The sequence below is a fragment of the Pseudomonas sp. S09G 359 genome (assembly GCF_002843605.1).
Classification (GTDB): Bacteria; Pseudomonadota; Gammaproteobacteria; order Pseudomonadales; family Pseudomonadaceae; genus Aquipseudomonas.
Genome location: NZ_CP025263.1, coordinates 6709587 through 6728601 on the forward strand (window position 1 = coordinate 6709587; position 19015 = coordinate 6728601).

General features: G+C 62.6%; 17 protein-coding genes. 9 read left to right on the top strand and 8 right to left on the bottom strand.

The window, feature by feature from the left end; all coding sequences use genetic code 11:
- Window positions 1-19 precede the first annotated feature (19 nt).
- Window positions 20-1459, top strand: a complete 1440-nt coding sequence (gene cls / locus CXQ82_RS30950; protein WP_101273890.1) for a cardiolipin synthase — start codon at window positions 20-22, stop codon at window positions 1457-1459.
- Between the two features lie 168 nt (window positions 1460-1627).
- Here cls and cfaB read toward each other — a convergent pair whose 3' ends face one another.
- From cfaB to hflK (CXQ82_RS30990), 8 genes are all read right to left on the bottom strand, one after another.
- On the bottom strand, window positions 1628-2812 hold the full coding sequence (gene cfaB, locus CXQ82_RS30955; protein ID WP_101273678.1) for a C17 cyclopropane fatty acid synthase CfaB: 1185 nt from the start codon (window positions 2810-2812) through the stop codon (window positions 1628-1630).
- A gap of 86 nt (window positions 2813-2898) precedes the next feature.
- Window positions 2899-3687, bottom strand: a complete 789-nt coding sequence (locus tag CXQ82_RS30960; RefSeq protein ID WP_101273679.1) for a DNA-binding domain-containing protein — start codon at window positions 3685-3687, stop codon at window positions 2899-2901.
- Window positions 3678-4523: a DUF692 domain-containing protein gene (locus CXQ82_RS30965; protein WP_101273680.1), complete on the bottom strand. Its 846-nt coding sequence runs from the start codon at window positions 4521-4523 to the stop codon at window positions 3678-3680. Before CXQ82_RS30965 ends, CXQ82_RS30960 begins: the two co-directional genes overlap by 10 nt.
- Window positions 4524-4591: 68 nt before the next feature.
- Complete coding sequence (locus CXQ82_RS30970) at window positions 4592-4846, bottom strand: hypothetical protein (RefSeq protein ID WP_101273681.1); 255 nt, start codon at window positions 4844-4846, stop codon at window positions 4592-4594.
- A gap of 117 nt (window positions 4847-4963) precedes the next feature.
- Entirely contained in the window at window positions 4964-6844 is a 1881-nt protein-coding gene (locus CXQ82_RS30975; protein WP_101273682.1) for a cation-translocating P-type ATPase, read from the bottom strand.
- Entirely contained in the window at window positions 6841-7875 is a 1035-nt protein-coding gene (gene hflK / locus CXQ82_RS30980; RefSeq protein ID WP_101273683.1) for a protease modulator HflK, read from the bottom strand. Before hflK (CXQ82_RS30980) ends, CXQ82_RS30975 begins: the two co-directional genes overlap by 4 nt.
- Window positions 7872-8861: a protease modulator HflC gene (gene hflC / locus CXQ82_RS30985; RefSeq protein WP_033897227.1), complete on the bottom strand. Its 990-nt coding sequence runs from the start codon at window positions 8859-8861 to the stop codon at window positions 7872-7874. Before hflC ends, hflK (CXQ82_RS30980) begins: the two co-directional genes overlap by 4 nt.
- A 12-nt stretch (window positions 8862-8873) precedes the next feature.
- Entirely contained in the window at window positions 8874-10778 is a 1905-nt protein-coding gene (gene hflK / locus CXQ82_RS30990; protein WP_101273684.1) for a protease modulator HflK, read from the bottom strand.
- Window positions 10779-11072: 294 nt separating this feature from the next.
- On the opposite strand from hflK (CXQ82_RS30990), the gene CXQ82_RS30995 reads away from it, so the two are divergent.
- The 8 genes from CXQ82_RS30995 (at window position 11073) to CXQ82_RS31030 (ending at window position 18893) form a co-directional block, all read left to right on the top strand.
- Entirely contained in the window at window positions 11073-12539 is a 1467-nt protein-coding gene (locus CXQ82_RS30995; protein ID WP_101273685.1) for an S-type pyocin domain-containing protein, read from the top strand.
- A complete protein-coding gene (locus CXQ82_RS31000) occupies window positions 12539-13015 on the top strand; it encodes a DUF6392 family protein (protein ID WP_241088999.1) in 477 nt (158 codons plus the stop codon). The genes CXQ82_RS30995 and CXQ82_RS31000 overlap by 1 nt, the downstream gene beginning before the upstream one ends.
- Window positions 13016-13212: 197 nt before the next feature.
- A complete protein-coding gene (locus CXQ82_RS31005; protein WP_101273687.1) occupies window positions 13213-13830 on the top strand; it encodes a CDP-alcohol phosphatidyltransferase family protein in 618 nt (205 codons plus the stop codon).
- A 10-nt stretch (window positions 13831-13840) separates the two neighbouring features.
- The gene (locus CXQ82_RS31010) at window positions 13841-15595 is read left to right on the top strand and encodes a bifunctional alpha/beta hydrolase/class I SAM-dependent methyltransferase (protein WP_101273688.1); all 1755 of its coding nucleotides are present in this window, start codon (window positions 13841-13843) and stop codon (window positions 15593-15595) included.
- 2 nt (window positions 15596-15597) lie between these two features.
- On the top strand, window positions 15598-16896 hold the full coding sequence (locus tag CXQ82_RS31015) for a phosphatase PAP2/dual specificity phosphatase family protein (protein ID WP_101273689.1): 1299 nt from the start codon (window positions 15598-15600) through the stop codon (window positions 16894-16896).
- Complete coding sequence (locus CXQ82_RS31020; protein WP_101273690.1) at window positions 16886-17329, top strand: hypothetical protein; 444 nt, start codon at window positions 16886-16888, stop codon at window positions 17327-17329. Before CXQ82_RS31015 ends, CXQ82_RS31020 begins: the two co-directional genes overlap by 11 nt.
- Before the next feature lie 9 nt (window positions 17330-17338).
- Window positions 17339-17959 carry a 1-acyl-sn-glycerol-3-phosphate acyltransferase gene (locus tag CXQ82_RS31025; protein ID WP_101273691.1) on the top strand — a complete coding sequence of 207 codons (621 nt, stop codon included), beginning with the start codon at window positions 17339-17341 and terminating at the stop codon, window positions 17957-17959.
- Window position 17960: 1 nt separating this feature from the next.
- Complete coding sequence (locus CXQ82_RS31030; protein ID WP_101273692.1) at window positions 17961-18893, top strand: phosphatidate cytidylyltransferase; 933 nt, start codon at window positions 17961-17963, stop codon at window positions 18891-18893.
- Window positions 18894-19015: the final 122 nt, after the last annotated feature.

The following is a 19015-nucleotide window of genomic DNA, read 5'->3' on the forward strand; positions in this document are numbered from 1 at the left end:
GTCTGGAGTCATGTCGTTCATGGATTTTTTTGGCCCGCACCTGCTCGCCTACTTCATTGCCTCACTGCACTTTCTCGGGACCCTCGCCGCGATCCACGCGGTGCTGACCGTCAGGACCGCCCAAGGCTCGATCGCCTGGGCCTTGTCGCTGATGTTCATGCCCTACCTCACGCTGATCCCCTACCTGATTTTTGGCCGTAGCACCTTCGACGCGTACATCCAGGCGCGGCGCCAGGCCAACCAGGAAATGCACACCGCCATCGCCGCGCTGAACTGGCGCCCGTGGGTCGAGGAAGCCCTGGCCGCGCGCAGCTCAAGTGCCTATACATCGTTGCGGGCCATGCCCAAGTTGGGCCGCATGCCGTGCCTGGCTAACAATGAAGTGCACTTGCTGATTAATGGCGATGCCACGTTCAGCGCGATTTTCGAGGCCATCCGCAACGCCAAAACCGCTGTGCTGTTCCAGTTTTTTATCATCCATGACGACGAGCTTGGCAGGCAGTTGCATGCCCTGCTGAAGGAAAAGGCTGCGCAAGGCGTAAGCATCTATGTGCTCTACGACCGCATTGGCAGCCACGCCTTGCCCCATCGTTATGCGCAATCGCTGCGCGACGCCGGGGTGCAGGTAAAAGCGTTCGCCACCCGCAGCGGCTGGCTCAATCGGTTCCAGGTGAATTTCCGCAACCACCGCAAGATCGTGGTGGTGGACGGCCTCACCGGGTTTGTCGGCGGCCACAACGTGGGCGATGAATACCTGGGCAAAAAACCGCCCCTGGCGCCGTGGCGCGATACCCATGTGCAAGTCACCGGCCCGGTGGTGGCGTGCCTGCAGGAATCGTTCGCCGAAGACTGGTTCTGGGCCGCTCGGGAACTGCCGCCGCTGATCCTACCAGACACTTACCCCGAAGACGGCGTGCTCTGCCAGTTGCTCGCCAGCGGCCCGGCCGACCCGTATGAAACCTGCTCGCTGTTTTTTGTCGAAGCCATCCACGCGGCCACCGAACGCGTGTGGATCACCAGCCCGTATTTCATCCCCGACGAAGCCGTATTTGCCGCCCTGCGCCTGGCGGTGCTGCGCGGGGTGGACGTGCGCCTGTTGCTGCCCTCACGGCCCGACCACCGCATTGTGTATGCCGCCTCCAGCCTTTACGCGATCGAAGCGGTGCGCGCCGGTGTGCGGGTGTTCCGCTATACGCCGGGGTTTCTGCATCAGAAAGTGGTGTTGGTGGACAGCGAAATCAGCGCCATCGGCAGTGCGAACATGGACAACCGTTCGTTCCGGCTGAACTTCGAAGTGATGTTGCTCACCGTCGACGAAGCCTTCGCCAAGCAGGTAGAGCAGATGCTGCTGGACGACTTCGACCAGGCCCATGAAGTCAGCCAGGAAGAAAGCCGCGAGACCCGCCGCTTGCAGCAACTGGGCATGCGCGTGGCGCGGCTGATCTCACCGATTCTTTAAAAAACGCTGAAGATCTAAATGTGGGAGGGGCGGTGCGACGACTCGACTTGCTCCCGATAGCGATGTATCAGTGCCAGATCAGCTGGCTGACATACCGCCATCGGGGGCAAGTCGAGTCGTCGCACCGCCCCTCCCACATTTTTACCGCGTTGTTTGTCTAAGCGTATTTCAGCGGTAGATATCTTCCCGCGTCCACGGCAGTTCATGGCCGCCATCGGCGTGGGGTTTTACCGCCAGGATCTGGTGCAAGTTGATCCAGCCCCGCGCAAACGCATAAGCGCAACCGGCCAGGTACAGCCGCCAGATCCGCAACGCTTGCTCCGGTACCATCTTCGCCGCAGCTTCCAGGTTGTCCTCCAGGCGCTCGCTCCAATGGTCCAGGGTGCGCGCGTAGTGCAGGCGCAGGCTTTCGACGTCGACCACTTCCAGCCCGACTTCGCTGATTTCGGCGGTCATCATCGCCAGGTGCGGCAGCTCGCCGTTGGGGAACACATACCGCTCGATAAAATCCCCGGCGCCACGGCCCACAGGGCGGCCGTCGGTATGCTTGGCGGTAATGCCATGGTTCATCACCAGGCCGCCTTCACGCACCGCGCCAAACAGCGTCTTGCAGTACTCCGCCAGGTTGGCGTGGCCGACGTGCTCGAACATGCCCACGCTCACCACTTTGTCGAAACGACCGTCTTGCGGCAGGTCGCGGTAGTCGAGCAGTTGCAGGTCAACCTGGTCCTCCAGCCCCTCGGCCTTGACCCGTTCCCGCGCCAAAGCCAATTGCTCCTTGCTCAGTGTGATGCCAAACACCTTGACCCCGAATTCCCGCGCCGCATACCGCGCCAGCCCACCCCAACCGCAGCCTACGTCGAGCAAATATTCACCCGGCTGCAGCCGCAACTTGCGGCACAGGTGGCGAAATTTGTCTTGTTGGGCCTGGTCGATGGACTCGCTACCGGTTTCGAAATAACCGCAGGAGTACGCCATGTCCTGGTCCAGCCAGAGCTGGTAGAACTCGTTGGACAGGTCGTAGTGGTAGGAAATGGCCGCTGCGTCTGTGGCCTTGTCGTGGATGGAGCGCACCGGACGACTTCCCCCGTCGTCTTCGATCAGGGCGTGACTCAACTCGTCACATACCCGAATGACCTCGGAGATGGAGCCTTCCAGCTCCAGCTTGCCCTCGACGAAGGCTTCGCCCAGTGAGTCGAGCGTGGGATGGGTCAGTTGCGTGACGACGGTGGGGTCCTTCACCACGATGGTCACACTGGGCTCGGGGCCCAAGTTGAATTCATGGCCATCCCAGAGTCGAAGACGCAGCGGTAACTGAAGATTCTGTAAGGCCGGTGGAAGTTGCGCGAGCATGAGTAGTCCCCCCTTGTTTCAGACGTCTGCTGTGAGGGTAGACCATCCGAAGAAAAGTAGGAGGCTATCGATTTGATAGCCGTCTTCTATGACCCTCGGCGCTCGAGCAACCCATCCTGGACCCACTGTTTCAGCCATGTAACGGCTTGCAGGGAGGCACCCTCTGCATAAGTGACTGCCAGTTCGGCGCACAGTTCTGAAAAACTCCAGCCGGTGGTCACCATGCCCGCCAGGGCTGCACTTTGCGCCGGGTCCAGGCTGCGGTAATGGCACACGTTTTCATGGCGCCACACCAGGCAGATGTGCGCCGAGTCCAGCGCCTGGCTGTCGGGGAAGTCCGCTGCCTCCTTGCTGGCACGCCAGAGTGCCACCGAGTTGAAGCGGCACAGCAGCTGCTGCACCGAAGGCGCCAGGGTTACCTGCAAGCCCGGCCAGTCTTCCGCCGGCAGTTGCGCCATGGCATTCAGCGTCAACGGCTGCCCTTGCGGCGCGTCAAATGCCAGGGTGAATGCCCATTCCAGCCGCGCCAGTTCGGCCAACGGCGCGCTTTGCTCGGCTACCAGATGCTCAAGGATAAACGCCGGGAACCGTTCACCCAGCCAGCGCAGGCTGTAATGGGCCGACGGATAACGGCGCAGGTAAACCGCGGTCAACGCCGCAAACTCGTCGTCCCCCAGCCAATACCAGATGGCGCCGAAGTCATGGCGCAGTACTTCCTGCAAGCGCGACAGGTAAGCGTTGTGATAAATCGCCAGGCCGGTATCCACATCCAGCGTCGGCCCGCCCAGCAACGTAGCGGCAAAACCACTGTTGGCCACGGGGGTTTCAGCTAACAGGTGTTCTTCGAACGCCAACTGCCAATCGGTCAGGCGCATAACGCTCTCCTGGCCAGGGCGGTGGCGCCCAGTTCACGGGCCTTGCTCAGTTCGGTGAGCAGCTCTTCGAACGGCGGAAAATGGTCATCGCGCTCCAACAAGGTCGAGACCGGCCCCAGGTGCTCAAGCGTCTGCTGATACAGCGCCCACACCGGATCACACACCGGGTGGTCATGGGTATCGACCACGTAATCGCCGTAGTCCATATGCCCGGCCAAGTGGAGTTGGCGGATGCTTTCGGGCGGCAAGCTGTGAATAAACGTCCAGGCATCAAAGCCATGGTTACGCGAACTGACATACACATTGTTCACGTCCAGCAACAGCTGGCACCCGCTGAGATGCGCCAGGGCCTTGAGAAATTCCCACTCGGTAAATTCATCAGCCTTGGCGCGTACATAGCTGGAGACGTTTTCCAGCACCAATGGCCGCTGCAGCACGTCCTGCACTTGGCGAACGCGGGCGGCCACGTGGTAGAGGCTTTCTTCGGTGTAAGGCAGCGGCAGCAGGTCATGCAACTGGTGCGCGCTGCCACGGCTCCAGCACAGGTGATCAGAAATCCACGCCGGCTGGATGCGCTCGGCCAGGGCTTTGATGTGTTTCAGGTAGTCGGTATCGAGGGCATGCGGCCCACCGATGGACAGGGACACCCCGTGCATCACAAGGGGATAACGCTCGGCTATCGCGTCCAGGTAGTACAAGGCTTTGCCGCCCTGCACCAGATAGTTCTCGGAGATCACTTCAAACCAATCCACGGCCGGCGACTGTTCAAGGATCTGCTGGTAGTACTCACTGCGTAAACCCAGGCCGTAACCCAGAGTTGGAAGGCAAGCGGACATGACTCACTCCTGGGCAAAGTGTCCGCGGCGCTGGGGGGGCAGCCGCCGCGGTTGCACTCGTTGGCCGGTTACTCGCCGACTTTGCCGCCCGCCTTGGTGCAGGCATCGGCACTGGCCATGGCCTTGAAACCCTGGCCTTTGCATGAGCCCTGGCCTTTGCAGGCGTGGTCCTTGGTTTTGCAGTCGTTCTGGCCTTTGCAGGCGTTGATGCCGTAGCAGTGCACAGCGCTGTCGGCAGCCTGAGCCTGGGTAACGACACCCGCAAACAGAGTAGCGGCGGCCATTGCGAGAGCGGCACCAGCAGCGGCGGATTTAATGTTCATTGTTGTAGTCCTCATGATCGGTAGTGGAGCCGGTCTGAACGGATTGTTCAGTCTCGACATACCACTAGAGTGAGGCCCCCTACCGCCGTTACAGCGGTGGGCAAATATTTCTAAAAATTATTCTTCCAGCTTCAACAGCGGTTCCTGAAAGCGCAGCAAACGCCCGGCATTGCCCAGCACCAACAAGGTGCTGAGGTTATGCAACACCGCTGCAATCATCGCCCCTGCGGCGCCTAACCAGCCAAACGCGGCGAACACCACGATGGCCAGGGTCCAGCCCAAACCAATGATCACGTTGACCTGCAACGTCTGCCGGCACTGGCGACTCAAGCGCACACAGGTGCCGAGACGACGCAGGTCACTGCCGATCAACACCACGTCCGCCGAGGCCAGCGCGATATCCGCCCCGCCCGCCCCCATCGCCACGCCGACCACACCGGCCTTGAGCGCCAGGGAGTCATTGATGCCGTCGCCCACCACCATGGGCCGAAAACCGCTGCCGATCTCGCCCAACACGCGGTTGAGTTTGTCTTCCGGCAAGGCCTGGGCTTCGACGTCGCTGATGCCCACCTCCAGCGCCAGGCTGTCGGCGACACTTTGGCGGTCGCCGGTCAGCAGTAATTGGCGGCCCAGGCCCAATTCCCGGAGTTCCTGCAAGGCCTGACGGGCTTCCGGCTTGACGCTGTCGGCCAGCAGCAGCCAGGCGAGGAATTGCCCGTTCAGCGCCAGCCCGGCAATCGGACCGTCGTGGTTCGGGACGGCCGTGGTGGCAATGTCCAATTGCTCGAACAACTCGGGGCGGCCCAGCGCGGCCTCGCCCTCTTCAGTTTGCGCAACAACGCCCAGGCCTTGGCGTTCGCGGATGTCGGTCAGCGCTAACGGCCGCGTTCCCAACCCCGCCAGTGCGCGGCTGACCGGGTGGCTGCTGGCCGAGCCGAGGCTGGCCGCGAGGTTCAGCAACCCTTGGCGGTCTGGCGCGGTGGTCTCGATGGACTGCAACCGCAGGGTGCCAAAGGTCAGCGTGCCGGTCTTGTCGACCACCAGCGAGGTCAGGTCCGCCAACTCTTCCAGGAACGCCGAGCTGCGAATCAAAATCCCATGGCGCGCCGCTACCGCAATCCCGGCAATCGCCGTGGCCGGTGCCGACAGCACCAGCGCACACGGGCACGCCGCCACCAGCACGGCCAACATGGCCTGGGCGTCGTTGGTGACAAACCAGGTCACCGCCGCCAGCAACAACACCAGCACCATATAGCTGCCGGCATAGCGCTCCAGCAGCCGCGTGATCGGCGGCTTGGAGCGCTCGGCGTTCTGCATCAGCGCGATAACTTTGCCCAAGGTCGATTCAGTACCGGTGCGCGTCACCTCAAGGCGCAGCAAGCCATCGAGGTTGATCGCCCCACCAAACACCTGCACGCCCGCGCTGGCTTCCAGGGGCACCGACTCACCGGTGATCGGCGCCGTGTCCAGGCTCGCCTGGCCGGACAGCACCACGCCATCGGCGGGCACGCGGTCGCCGGCGCGCACTTCGACGATATCGCCGGTGTGCAGCGTGGCGTTGTCCACTTCAACAATACTGCCGTCGGCCTGCACCCGGCGCGCATGGCTGCGGGTCAGTTTGCCGAGGGCGTGGATCGCTTCCTGGGAGCCGATCACACTGCGCTCTTCCAGTACATGGCCAAAGATCATGATGATCGGCAGCAGTGCGGCGGTCAGCAGGTCGCCGGTGGCCCACGCGCCCATCATCGCCAGCGCGATCAGTTGGTCGGTGATGCCGTGCAGGCTCGGAAAGCGCAGGCTGTACCAGGCCGACCGCATCACCGGCACCGCCACCAGCAGGGACGCCACGCCGAGCAACAACTGGCTCACGCCACTCTGGTCCGGCGCCAGCCAGCGCCACACCAGGCCCAATATCAGCAGGCCCAAGGCCAACATGGCCAAGGTCAATTGCCGGGCAGCGCTGCGCTGCTCGGCGGAGGTCAGCATGGGTGCGCTCATTGTTCGGCTCCCTGGATGATCAAGCGGGAGTCGTCTTTAGGGTCGACCGTGGTAACAGAGCCGGCCTGGCCGAGAATCTTCGGCAAGCGCTCGCGGTACAGGCGCAACAGCAAGCCCGGGTCTTTCACCTGGGCCAGGCTGGCAACGGCTGCGGTTTGCGCCTGGGCATTGGCCAGGCGCTCGCTGGCCTGGGCGTGGGCCACTTGCACCAGGCGGTCGGCCTGCTGGTTGGCGGTCTGGGTAAGTTTTTCCGCGTCGGTGCGCGCGTTGGCCACGGCTTTGTCGGCTTGCTGGCTGGCGGTGAGCACCGCATTGAAGGCATTCACCGCCGGGCCCGGCAGACTCGATTGCACGTCGACGCGGGTAGCTTCGATGCCCAAGCCCAAGCCGGCGGAGGTCAACTCCGCCAGGCGTTTATTGATGCCTTGCACCAGGTCACCGCGCAGCCGTTCGCGGCGTTCGGCGGCGCCGTTGTCGGTGCCGATCAGCTCCGGGCGCGCTACCAGGATTGTGTCCAGGTCACGTGCGGCCGTCAGCGCCACTGCGCTGCGCGTCACCAGGCGATCCAGCGCGGGCAGCACATGCGCGCCCTGCAACACAAAGGCATAGGGCTCGGTGACCTTGTAGAACACCCGTACATCCAGCTGCACCACGCCGGCGTCGCCGGTCAGCAGGTAACCGGAGCCAGCCAGGGCATCGCTGAGCGGCGTAGCGAATGTCGCCACGCGGTCGGCCTGCACCGCCGCATCGGAGCGCAGCAGGTTTTCCACCCGCCGCTCGATCACGCGATCGGCCGCCGGCAACAGCACCACCTGCTCGAACGGCTGTGGCCAGGCCAGCAGCAGGCCGGCATTCTGGATGCGGTCCAGGGCACCGAAATGCAGGACCACGGCGCGGTTCTGCGGGTCGATCTGGCGCACATTGGAAAACGCCCAGGCCAGCGCGGCCAACACGGTCACCGCGTACAGCGCCAGGAAGGTCAGGCGCCCGGCCTGAATCCAGGGGCTGTCCGGGCTGTGGCGCTCGGTCATGGCTGAACGTCCTTGGGCCCGTCGACCAACGCGCGGAATGGCGCCGCGTCGGTGCGCAGGATTATTTTGGTACCCGGCGTGACCACCGTACCCAGGGTGTCCAAGGAACGCAGCAAGTTGTACAACTGCGGGTTGCCGGCGTAGGCACGGCCATAGATCTGCGCCGCTTCAACCCGCGATTGCGCTTCGATATCGGCGGCTTTCACTGTGGCATCGGCCTGCACGATGCGCGCATCACGCTCGGCGGCGGAGCGGATCTGCGCCGCTTCACGCTTGCCCACGGCGGTGCGTTCGGTGGCGATGGTTTCACGCTCGGCGCGCATGCGGTCGACCGTGGCGGTTAGGGTTACCGAGGGCAAGGTCAGCCGCTCGATACCCACCTGGGCCACACGCACGCCATAGGTGGTGAGCAATTGTTGATCAATCTGCTGACGCAACTGCGCCTCGAAATCGGCGATGCGCACCTGGCTGGCGTCGGTGTTGATCAGGCTGGACAGATCAAAGCTGGCCGCCGTGGTTTCCAGCGCCGAGCCGACAAAGGTGCGGATCTGCCGCGCCGCCTCATCCGGCTGGTTCTGCACCGCGCGCATAAAGCGCTGCACATTGTCGGCATCGCCCTGCACCTGCCACGCCACATAGGCCTGCACGATGATGCGCAAGCCATCGCGGGTGCCCACATCCTGCAAGCCGCTGGAGGTGGTGCGCAGGCGCAAGTCCACCGGGATCGCCGCTTCGAACGGCGCCGGCCAGCGCCAGCCCAGGCCCGGCTCCAGCAGCACCCGCGACGGGTTGCCGAAACGCGTGATCACCGTGGCTTCACCGGAACGCACCTGCACCAGGCTCGCCGCCGCTACGGCAAACAGCACCAGCAACAGCGCCCAGGCCATGCGCCGCCAAGGGAACGGGCCGGCCGCCTGCTCATCGCCGTGATGATGGTGGTGGTGATGGCCATGATGATGACCGTGATCGTGAGAATGAGCGCTCAACAGACAGACTCCTTATTGAACGGCTTTACGCGGCACCGAGGGATCGGCCGGCAAGGTAAAAGAACGCAGATCGATCGTCGGTGCGCCATCGGCGCCCAGGCGGTGATCCAGAATCAGCAGCTTGGCGTGGGCCAGGCCCTGGCTGAGTTGGCCCAGGTACTGCTCCAGCACGAAGGCGCGACCAGCGCTGGCATAGGCTTTTTGCTCGGCGGCAAAACGCAGGTCGGCGGCCTGGGCGCCGGCACTCACCTCACGGGCGGTGGCCAACGCCTGGTCGCGGGCGGTGCTGGCTTGCAGCAAGGCCTGGTTCGTCTGTTCACCGGCGGCGCCGCGCTCGCGGGAGATCAACGCCTGGGCGCCGATCTGTGCCGCTTGCACACCGTGGTAGGCGTTGGCGGCACCGGCCGGCGGGTGGATGGCTTCCACCACGGTGGCGAGGATTTCCACGCCGCTGTCGAGTTTGTGCAGATCGGCTTGCACCGCGCGGCCGATTTCGTCGGCCAGACGCGTGCGTTGTTCGCCGAGCAATTCATCCAGGGTACGCGAGGCAAAATCGTGCACCAGAATGCGGCTGGCAGTGCTGCGGATCAGGGTCGGCACATCCGCGCTGTTATAGGTGGCGGCCAGCGCGGCCCGGTCAGTGAGGCCGATGCGGTAGACGAACCGCACATCCATATTGACGATCTGGAAGCTCTGCTTGTCGCCGCTGCTGCTGGCGATCACCTGGGATTTGTCGTTGACATGGCTGGCGTCCCAGAGTCGATTGGCAATCGCGGGCGGCGGGCCTTCGGCGGGCGCCAGGTCAGGTTTTGCAGCCTCGCTGACGCTGGTGGCCAGTTCGTGTACCACGCCATTTTCCACGCTGATCACACGGCCCAGCGGCCACGGCAACCCGGCATGCAGGCCCGGGCCAAAGACTTCCACGGGTTTGCCAAAGCGCTCATAAATCCCACGAGCTTGCAGGGGTACTTCGTGCACGCCGGTCAGCGCCCAGCCGACGGCCAGCACCACCAGCAACACGGGCAAAAACGCCCGGCGCATGTAGGTAAAAGCCCAGATCTGGCGCAGGTCGATGCCGAAGCGGTTGTGCAATTCATGCTGCAAGGCGAGCAGGGGTTGGGGTGGCCAGCGCAGCAGGTCGGCGATAAAACTCTGCGCCATCAACCGCGGTTCGAGGCGTGGCTGGCGTGGGCTGAACAGCGACAGCACGGCCCTTAATAAAAACTCCAGCGCCACCAGCGCTGGCAACAGACCAACCAGTGTCGCCAGGCGCAGCGGCCAGACCGACTCCGCGCCCGCAAACAGCAGGCAAATCGCACTGATCACCAGGCACACAATCGCCACCCGGCTCAACTGCGCCAGTTGCCCAGCTTCCGGCCATTGCGCAGCAGTTTCCTGGGCCAGGCGACGCTCGAACACCAGCAAGCCAAACGCCAGGGCCAAGCCCAGCGCAGCGCCGATGCTGGCGGATTGACCGACCGCCGCAGCCGGCAAGGCCAGGTTCCAGAACTCGATAATGCTGACCAGCGCCAGCAGCGACCACCCCGCGAGCCACAGCACCGGCGCGCCAATCTGCCCGACAACGCGGCCCAGCGCACGTGCGTAGCGGCCCGCGTCTTCACCCGGCAACTCAGCCGCCGGTTCTTCCAGCGCCTGGGCGCGCCAGTCGGCCACCCACCACGCCGACTGCAACCCGGCCACCAACACCAGCAACGCGCACGCACAGTTGATCAACACCACGGGCCAGACCGACAGCGGCGCAAACAGTGCAACAAACAGCGCCAGCACCCAACCCGCAACCGCCAGCACCGTCAGGCTGATCCCGGCTTGCCGCAACCGGCGTGCATGGAACACCCCTTGTTGAAAACGCGCGAGGCCCTCAACCGAGGCGCCGTCAGCTTCCAGATCCAATTGCATCCACTCAACGCCCGTCCGCACACAATTAGTTACGATATAACACGCAGCGTGAAATTTTTGTTTGGTGAGGGCAGAACTCTTAACTACCGCACCTTCTAACGGCCCTGAAAATATTCTGTGTTCTCGAAAAATCAGCTACCTAGCCGAACGGTCAGTTGTTCGGTACTGCGCGATTCAGCACCATCCGCCCCCACGCCATTCAGGCGCTCTCCCACCGGCATCACTCAATTAACACGACGGTGTTTGAGTCTTTCTGCACGCTAAAAAAGGAAGTGATATGGAAGGCACCCACCTATGAGGCGCTACAACATCACCCACGACGCGAAAACAACGGCTGGAGGTAAAGTCGTCGCCACCACTCCCGGCGCCACAATCGACGGCAAGCTGGTGGCCCGGGAAGGCGACCCGGTCATTTGCCCAGCCTGCGGCACCCGTGGGGTTATCGTTTGTGTCGGGCCGCATTTGCATCAGACCTGGTTGGGCCGCCAGACAGCGTTAGAGGGCGATTTGTGCCGGTGTGAATGCAAACCGCCGCCACAGTTGATCGCCAACCAGAGCATCATGTGGCAGCAGTTCGAGCAACAGCAGCGATCGAACCCTGCTCCTCGGATGGCACCGCAAGCGACTCCCCTGCCCCCAGCAAATTTCTCCGCACCTGCGGCAACCAGCAGGCCGATCAGCCCCTGTGTCTTCGCCAAGTCCTGCGTCTCGGTGCCCACCGGCTCTACCGCAGCGGGCACCGCACCCGAGCGCGCCGCCCACTTCGGCGCCACGGCTCTGCTAGCTTCGACGGGCACCGCAGGTACGGTGGGGCGTGTCGCCGGAACCCTCGGCAGCGAGTTAGGCAACTGGGCAGTACGCGGGCTAGCCGGGGCAAGCGCGGCGGTCAACGTCGTGCTGCTGGCCTTTATGCCCAGGGATATCGGCGACTCGACGCTATACACCCCGGAGCAACTGGCGGGCATGCAGTCGGCCAGTACACGGGTGCGTTTCCAGTTTCGTCAGGATGAGAACGGCGAGGTGCAGGTTTATGGCATCCATACCCGGCCTGACAGCGGTATGGATCGTGTGCCCGTTACCCGGGCTCGATGGAATGCCGACAAGAGCGCGATGGTGGCGGTGCTGGACGGCATCAGCATTACCTGGACGCCGAACAATGGGCCGGTGGTCAGCGCGCCAAGCCCTTATCCAGGCACGCCGAAGCGGTTGGATAACCTGCTGGTTCACCCGATTGCGCCGGGGCAGGATACGAGGATTACGCATTACCCGGGGCGGGATCCTGAGGATATTACCTGGCAGGATACGATCATTACGTTTCCTGCTGACTCGGGTGTGGCGCCGTTGTATTTGGTGTTTGCCAAGCCGATGGTTAATCCGTTGGAGGTTGGGCAGGCATTAGATTTGATGAGCCGGAGTCGTAAGGACGGCTTGGATATCGATCACATTCCAGCACAGAAAGCGTTGGAGTTGGCATTGAAGCGTCGTATCGAGGATTTAGGAGATGAAGACATTCAGAACTTTTTAAGCCACGCGGCCAGCATTGCAATTCCAACGAGAGTTCATCAGAAATACAGTGAGACGTATGGGGGGCGGAATACCAAGGCCAAACAGACCCAAGATGCTACTGACTTGCGCACTGCCGTGAATAGTAACTTCGATGCCATTAAGCGCGGATTGCTTGAGGAGGGCTTTTCTGAGGTCGACATTGAGGCTGCTCGTGAGCAATTACACAATCTCAACAAAGAACAGGGGTGGTACTGATGGACGCCGTAACTATTGAACGCTGGATCAGAAACTTGGGGCGTTTCTACGTGGAGTTAGTCTCCGAAGGCGTAATTCCAGATCTGCCACTTACCGAGTTGTATCAAGGACGCGACTGGTTGACCTTGAAAAAACCAGGGAATGGTCTGGAGTTAAGTTTTTGGGCGCAAACGAAGCGCTACGAACGGCTCTTCATTACGCTACGTTCTACAGTGGAGGGCACAACAGAATACAACGACGAGCTTCCAGAACCTTTTGGATCAGTCGCGTCCCAGTCTGAAGTCCGTGCTGCTTTGGGCGTCCCCTTGGAATCACAAGGGCTGACCAAGCTGCCATTGAATACCGTGCTGGGTGGCTTTGATACCTATCCAATGGATCAGATCATCTATCCCAATATTAAAGTCTCCTTTCAATACACATCTTCCATGCTGGTCAAAACCCTAGTCTTTTCGTTGATCAACAGAGACCACGACTAGATAAGACGTGAGACAGCGAAAAAGGGCAGCCGCTACGTGGTTACAAACAACTCGGCCCGCTCCGTTCTTTGTTCGTCCAACAGCAGACCGTGACTAAACCCCCATAAACACGCGCCATCACTGGTGCAGCCCCCAAATAATCGGCACACTCCAAACCAGTTTTTCGCGGGTTCACGGACAAGGAAGCGTCACCCCCCATGATTTCGATCTATCAGCTCAAACCGCGTTTTCAGAACCTGCTGCGCCCCCTGGTGCAGCGCCTCTACGACAACGGCACCACCGCCAACCAGATCACCGTGCTGGCCGGCGTGGTTTCGCTGTTGGTCGGCCTGTTGATCGCCAGTTTTGCCGAGCACCGGTGGCTGTTTGCGCTGATCCCGCTGTGGATGATCCTGCGCATGGCCCTCAATGCCATCGACGGCATGCTCGCCCGTGAATTCGGCCAACAGTCGCGCCTGGGCGCCTACCTCAATGAACTGTGCGACGTGATTGCCGACAGCGCGTTGATCCTGCCATTCGCGCTGATCCCCGGCGTGAGCCTGGCGCCGGTGCTGCTGGTGGCCTTGCTGGCGGTGTTCAGCGAATACGCCGGTGTGCTGGGGCCGATGGTGGGTGCTTCGCGCCGCTATGACGGGCCGATGGGCAAGAGTGACCGTGCGTTCGTACTCGGCGTGCTCGCCACCGGTGTGGCACTCGGCTGGCTCGGCGCCGGCTGGGTCGACACGGTGATGTGGCTGGTCGCCGCCCTGCTTGCCTACACCCTGGTCAACCGCGTACGCCAAGGCCTGAAAGAAACCACTTCCCCTTCTGCATAAGGATTTTGCGATGCGCGAACAGCAAGCACACACCTTCAGTACCCATGATGGCGTCGAGCTTTTCTACCGCCACTGGCCAGCCAGCGCGCCCACACAGGGCGAGCCGCGCAAGGCCATCGTGCTGTTCCATCGCGGCCACGAGCATTCGGGGCGCATCGCCCACCTGGTCGATGAGCTGAACCTGCCGGGTTTCGACTTTTTCGCCTGGGACGCCCGTGGCCATGGCCAATCGCCTGGCGAGCGCGGCGACAGCCCAAGTTTCGCCACCAGCGCCCGCGACGTGCAGACCTTTTGCGACCATATCGGCGCCACCTATGGCATTGAAGAAGAAAACTTCGCTGTCATTGCCCAAAGCGTCGGTGCGGTGGTCGCGGCCACCTGGGTGCATGACTACGCGCCGAAAATCCGCGCGCTGGTGCTCGCCTCCCCGGCGTTCAAGGTCAAGCTCTACGTGCCCTTCGCCCGCCCGGGCCTGGCGCTGATGCGCAAATTTCGCGGCAACTTTTTCGTCAACAGTTACGTCAAGGCCAAGTTCCTCAGCCATGACCCGGAGCGCGTGGCGTCCTACGACAGCGACCCGCTGATCACCAAAGCCATCTCGGTGAACGTGCTGCTGGGTCTGTACGAAGCCGCCGACCGCGTTGTAGCCGATGCCCAGGCGATTCAGGTGCCGACCCAGTTGCTGGTCTCCGGCTCCGACTTTGTGGTGCATCGCAAACCCCAGCAGCAATTTTTCGACCGCCTCGGCAGCCTGAAAAAAGAGCTGCACATCCTCCCCGGCTTCTTCCACGATACCCTCGGCGAACGCGACCGCGCGGTGGCCGTGAGCAGTGCCCGGCGCTTTATCCTGCAAAACTTTGCGCACCCGCTGGACCGCGCCTCGCTGCTGGACGCCGACAAATTGGGCGCCACTTGCGCCGAGTCCGAATCCCTCGCCGCGCCGCTGCCACGTAACTCACTGCGCGACCTCTACTGGCGCATGACCCGCGCCAGCATGGGCCTGGGCAAGAACCTGTCGGACGGCGTAAAGCTGGGCTTCGACACCGGTTTCGACTCCGGCAGCACCCTCGACTACGTGTACCGCAACAAGCCCACCGGCAAAGGCGGGCTGGGGCGGATGATCGACACCAACTACCTCAACTCCATCGGCTGGCGTGGCATTCGCCAGCGCAAACTGAACGTCGAAGAACTGCTGCGCCTGGCCATGGCCAAATTGCGCGCGGATGACCGTGAAGTGCGCATCGTGGATATCGCTGCCGGCCATGGCCGCTACATTCTGGAAGCCTTGCAGGGTGTGTCGCCGTTGCCGGAATCGATCCTGCTGCGCGACTACAGCGATATCAACGTACGCGACGGTGGCGCGCTGATTCGCGAGAAAGGCCTGGGGGATATTGCGCAGTTCGTCAAAGGCGACGCCTTTGACCGCTTGGATTTGGCGGCACTCAACCCTAAGCCGACGCTGGCCGTGGTATCCGGGCTGTACGAGTTGTTTGCCGACAACGGCATGGTCGGCGGTTCGCTGGCCGGCCTGGCCGAAGCCGTGGAACCGGGCGGTTACCTGGTCTATACCGGCCAGCCGTGGCACCCGCAGCTGGAGCTTATCGCCCGCGCGCTGACCAGCCATCGCCAGGGCCAGGCCTGGGTGATGCGCCGTCGCAGCCAGGCGGAAATGGATCAGTCGGTGGAGGCCGCAGGCTTTCGCAAAATCACCCAGCGCGTGGATGAGTGGGGCATCTTTACCGTGTCCCTGGCGCAGAAGATCTGAGCATGCGCGAACCCGGTCTACTGAAACCCGCCTGCCTGTGGCTGCTGCTGTTGGCGCCGCTGTTTTTCAGCACCTACGGCTTTGCCACCTGGGTCACCAGCCAGCGCAGCGACGTCGGCACCCTGGTGTTCGACTGGGAAACCCATATGCCGTTCCTGGCGTGGACCATCGTGCCCTACTGGTCCATCGACCTGCTCTACGGTTTCTCGCTACTGCTGCCCAATAGCCGCCATGAGCTGAAACAACACGCCCTGCGCCTGTTGAGCGCCCAGTTGATTGCCGTGAGTTGCTTCCTGCTCTGGCCCCTGCGCTTCACCTTCGAGCGGCCGGAGCTGGATGGCGTGTTCGGCTGGCTGTTCGCCGTGTTGGCGGGCTTCGACAAACCGTTCAACCAGGCGCCGTCGCTGCATATCGCGCTGCTGGTGATCCTGTGGGTCATGTACCAGCGGCATACCCAAGGGGTGTGGCGCTGGGTGGTGCATGGCTGGTTCGGGCTGATCGGGATTTCGGTGCTGACCACTTATCAACATCACTTTATCGACTTACCCACAGGCGCCCTCGCCGGCTGGATTTGCGTGTGGCTTTGGCCGACGGAGCATCCAAGCCCGCTACTGAATGCGCGGCTGACTCGGGATCGGCAGCGTTGGCGCCTGGGTGTGCGCTATGGCCTGGGCGCGCTAGCGCTGGTCGTCCTGGCATTCAGCTTGCGTGGCTGGTGGCTGTGGCTGCTGTGGCCGGCGGTGTCCCTGGGCTTGATCAAGGCGAATTACTTGGTGCTCGGCGCGACGGGCTTTCAGAAGCGTGCCGATGGCCGACTTACACCGGCGGCACGCTGGTTGTATGCGCCTTACCTGGCCGCGGCGTGGATCAACTCACGGCTGTGGACGCGTAAACATCCGCAAGCAGACTTAATTGTGGATAACGTTTGGCTCGGGCGGATTCCCACATCGAAAGAGCAGGATTCATTCAAGGCCATCGTCGATCTGTGTGCCGAACTGCCGATTAATCCACAGGCCCGTGCCTATCAATGTGTACCGGTGCTGGACCTGATTGCCCCCACCCCTGCCGAATGCCAGCAAGCTGCCGAGGCTATCGAACGCCTGCGCGCCAGCGGCCCCTTGCTGGTGTGCTGCGCCCTCGGCTACTCACGCAGCGCCACCGCCTTCGCCGCGTGGCTGCTGCATACCGGGCGCGCCACGACGGTTGAGCAGGCGCTGACTATCATTCGTACAGCGCGGGCCGACGTGGTCCTGCACCCCGCACACCGTGAAGCGTTGGAGGGTTTGCCCCATGCCCGCTGATATGGAACTCCAGGTAGTTGCCAGCCTGCTGCGCCGTGGCCGTTCGCTGGATCAGTTATCCACAGGCCTGACCGTGGCCGGCGTGGTGTTCGGCCTCGCCCAATTGCTGATGGCGAGTATTTCAACGATCTGCCTGCTGCTCAGCCTGTGGATGATTATCCTCGGGTTGCTGCAAAAGTACTGGGCGCTGCGCGTGGCGTTCGATGCCGACCTGTTTGCCCTGCTCGCCCGCGACATCGACCGCACCACGGACCTCGACCAGGCCCTGCAAACCCTTGGCCTGCAATCACCCAAGCGTGCCGGGCGGCCGTGGACCGAGCGCCGTCGCGGCGCGCTCAAACTGCTGCGCAAACAAGCCTGGTTGCTGGGCGCGCAAGCGCTGCTGACCCTGGGCGTGATTCTCGCCAGCCCTTGGCTGCCTTTCGCCGGATAAGGAAACCCCATGTTCGAACCCGTGGTCGCCACATTGATAACCTCCATGGCCCGCACCGTCACCGGCGCCCGCAGCCTGTGGCTGGGCTGCGCGCCGGTGCCGGTGCAACGCATCTACTTCGCCAACCACAGCAGCCACGGCGACTTCGTGCTGCTGTGGGCATCGTTGCCGCAGAACCTGCGCAAATTCACCCGCCCGGTGGCCGGCAGTGATTACTGGAACAAAAGCGCGTTGCGCCGCTACATCATCAACCGTGTGTTCAATGGCGTGCTGATCGACCGCGAGCGCAAAGAGCCTGTGGATAACCCCTTGCAGCCCATGTTGGCGGCCCTGGAAGGCGGCGACTCACTGATCATCTTCCCCGAAGGCACACGTAATCTGGAGGACGGCCTGCTGCCGTTCAAAAGCGGCTTGTACCACCTCGCGAAAAGTTACCCACAGGCCGAATTGATCCCCGTGTGGATCGCCAACCTCAACCGGGTCATGCCCAAGGGCCGCGTACTGCCGCTGCCTTTGTTGTGCACCACCAGCTTCGGCGCGCCGCTGCAATTGGGGGACGGTGAAGACAAAGCCGCGTTCCTCGCCCGCACCCGCGACGCCCTGCTCGCCCTTGCCCCGGAGCATTCCTGAGATGGCTAGCCAAACCCTGATGTTGTTCGGCGGGATCGGCGCGATCCTGATACTGGCCTCGCTGATCGGCCTGATCCTCAAGCTGCGCACCCGTGGTACGCCGAATACGGTGATCGACAACCTCAACGCGCGCATCAACGCCTGGTGGGTGATGGTGGTGGTGATCGGCATCGCCTTCTGGCTCGGCACCGGCGCGGTGATCCTGTTGTTCTACGCCGTGTCGTTCTACGCCCTGCGCGAATTCCTCACCCTCACGCCCACCCGCCGCAGCGACTACCCGGCGCTGGTAGCCGCGTTCTACCTGGCCCTGCCGCTGCAGTACCTGCTGATCTATGCGGACTGGTACGGGCTGTTCTCGATCTTTATCCCGGTGTACGTGTTCTTGCTGCTGCCGATCCTCGCCAGCCTCGGTGGCGACAGCACCCACTTCCTCGAGCGGGCCTCGAAAGTGCAATGGGGGCTGATGATCGCGGTGTTCTGCGTGTCCTTCGTGCCTGCGCTGCTGACCCTCGACATCCCCGGCTACGAAGGCCGCAACCTGCTGCTGATCGCCTACCTGGTGATCGTGGTGCAACTCTCGGACGTGTTGCAGTACGTGTGCGGCAAGCTGTTCGGCAAACATAAGATCGCGCCCAACCTGTCGCCGTCGAAAACCGTGGAAGGCTTTGTCGGCGGCATTCTGCTCTCCTCCCTGATCGGCGCGGCGCTGTGGTGGACCACGCCATTCAACCCGTGGCAGTCGTTCTTGATCGCGCTGTTGATCAACCTGCTCGGGTTTGCCGGCGGCATCGTGATGTCAGCCATCAAGCGCGACCGCGGCGTGAAGGACTGGGGCCATATGATCGAAGGGCACGGCGGCATGCTCGACCGCCTGGATTCGGTGTGTTTTGCCGCGCCAATCTTCTTCCACCTCGTGCGCTACTGGTGGACGTGACACTACCGACCTCGAGCAAAATGAAAATCAAAAGTGGGAGGGGGCTTGCCCCCGATAGCGGTGCATCAGTCACAACATTCAGTGGCTGACACACCGCCGTCGGGAGCAAGCCCCCTCCCACA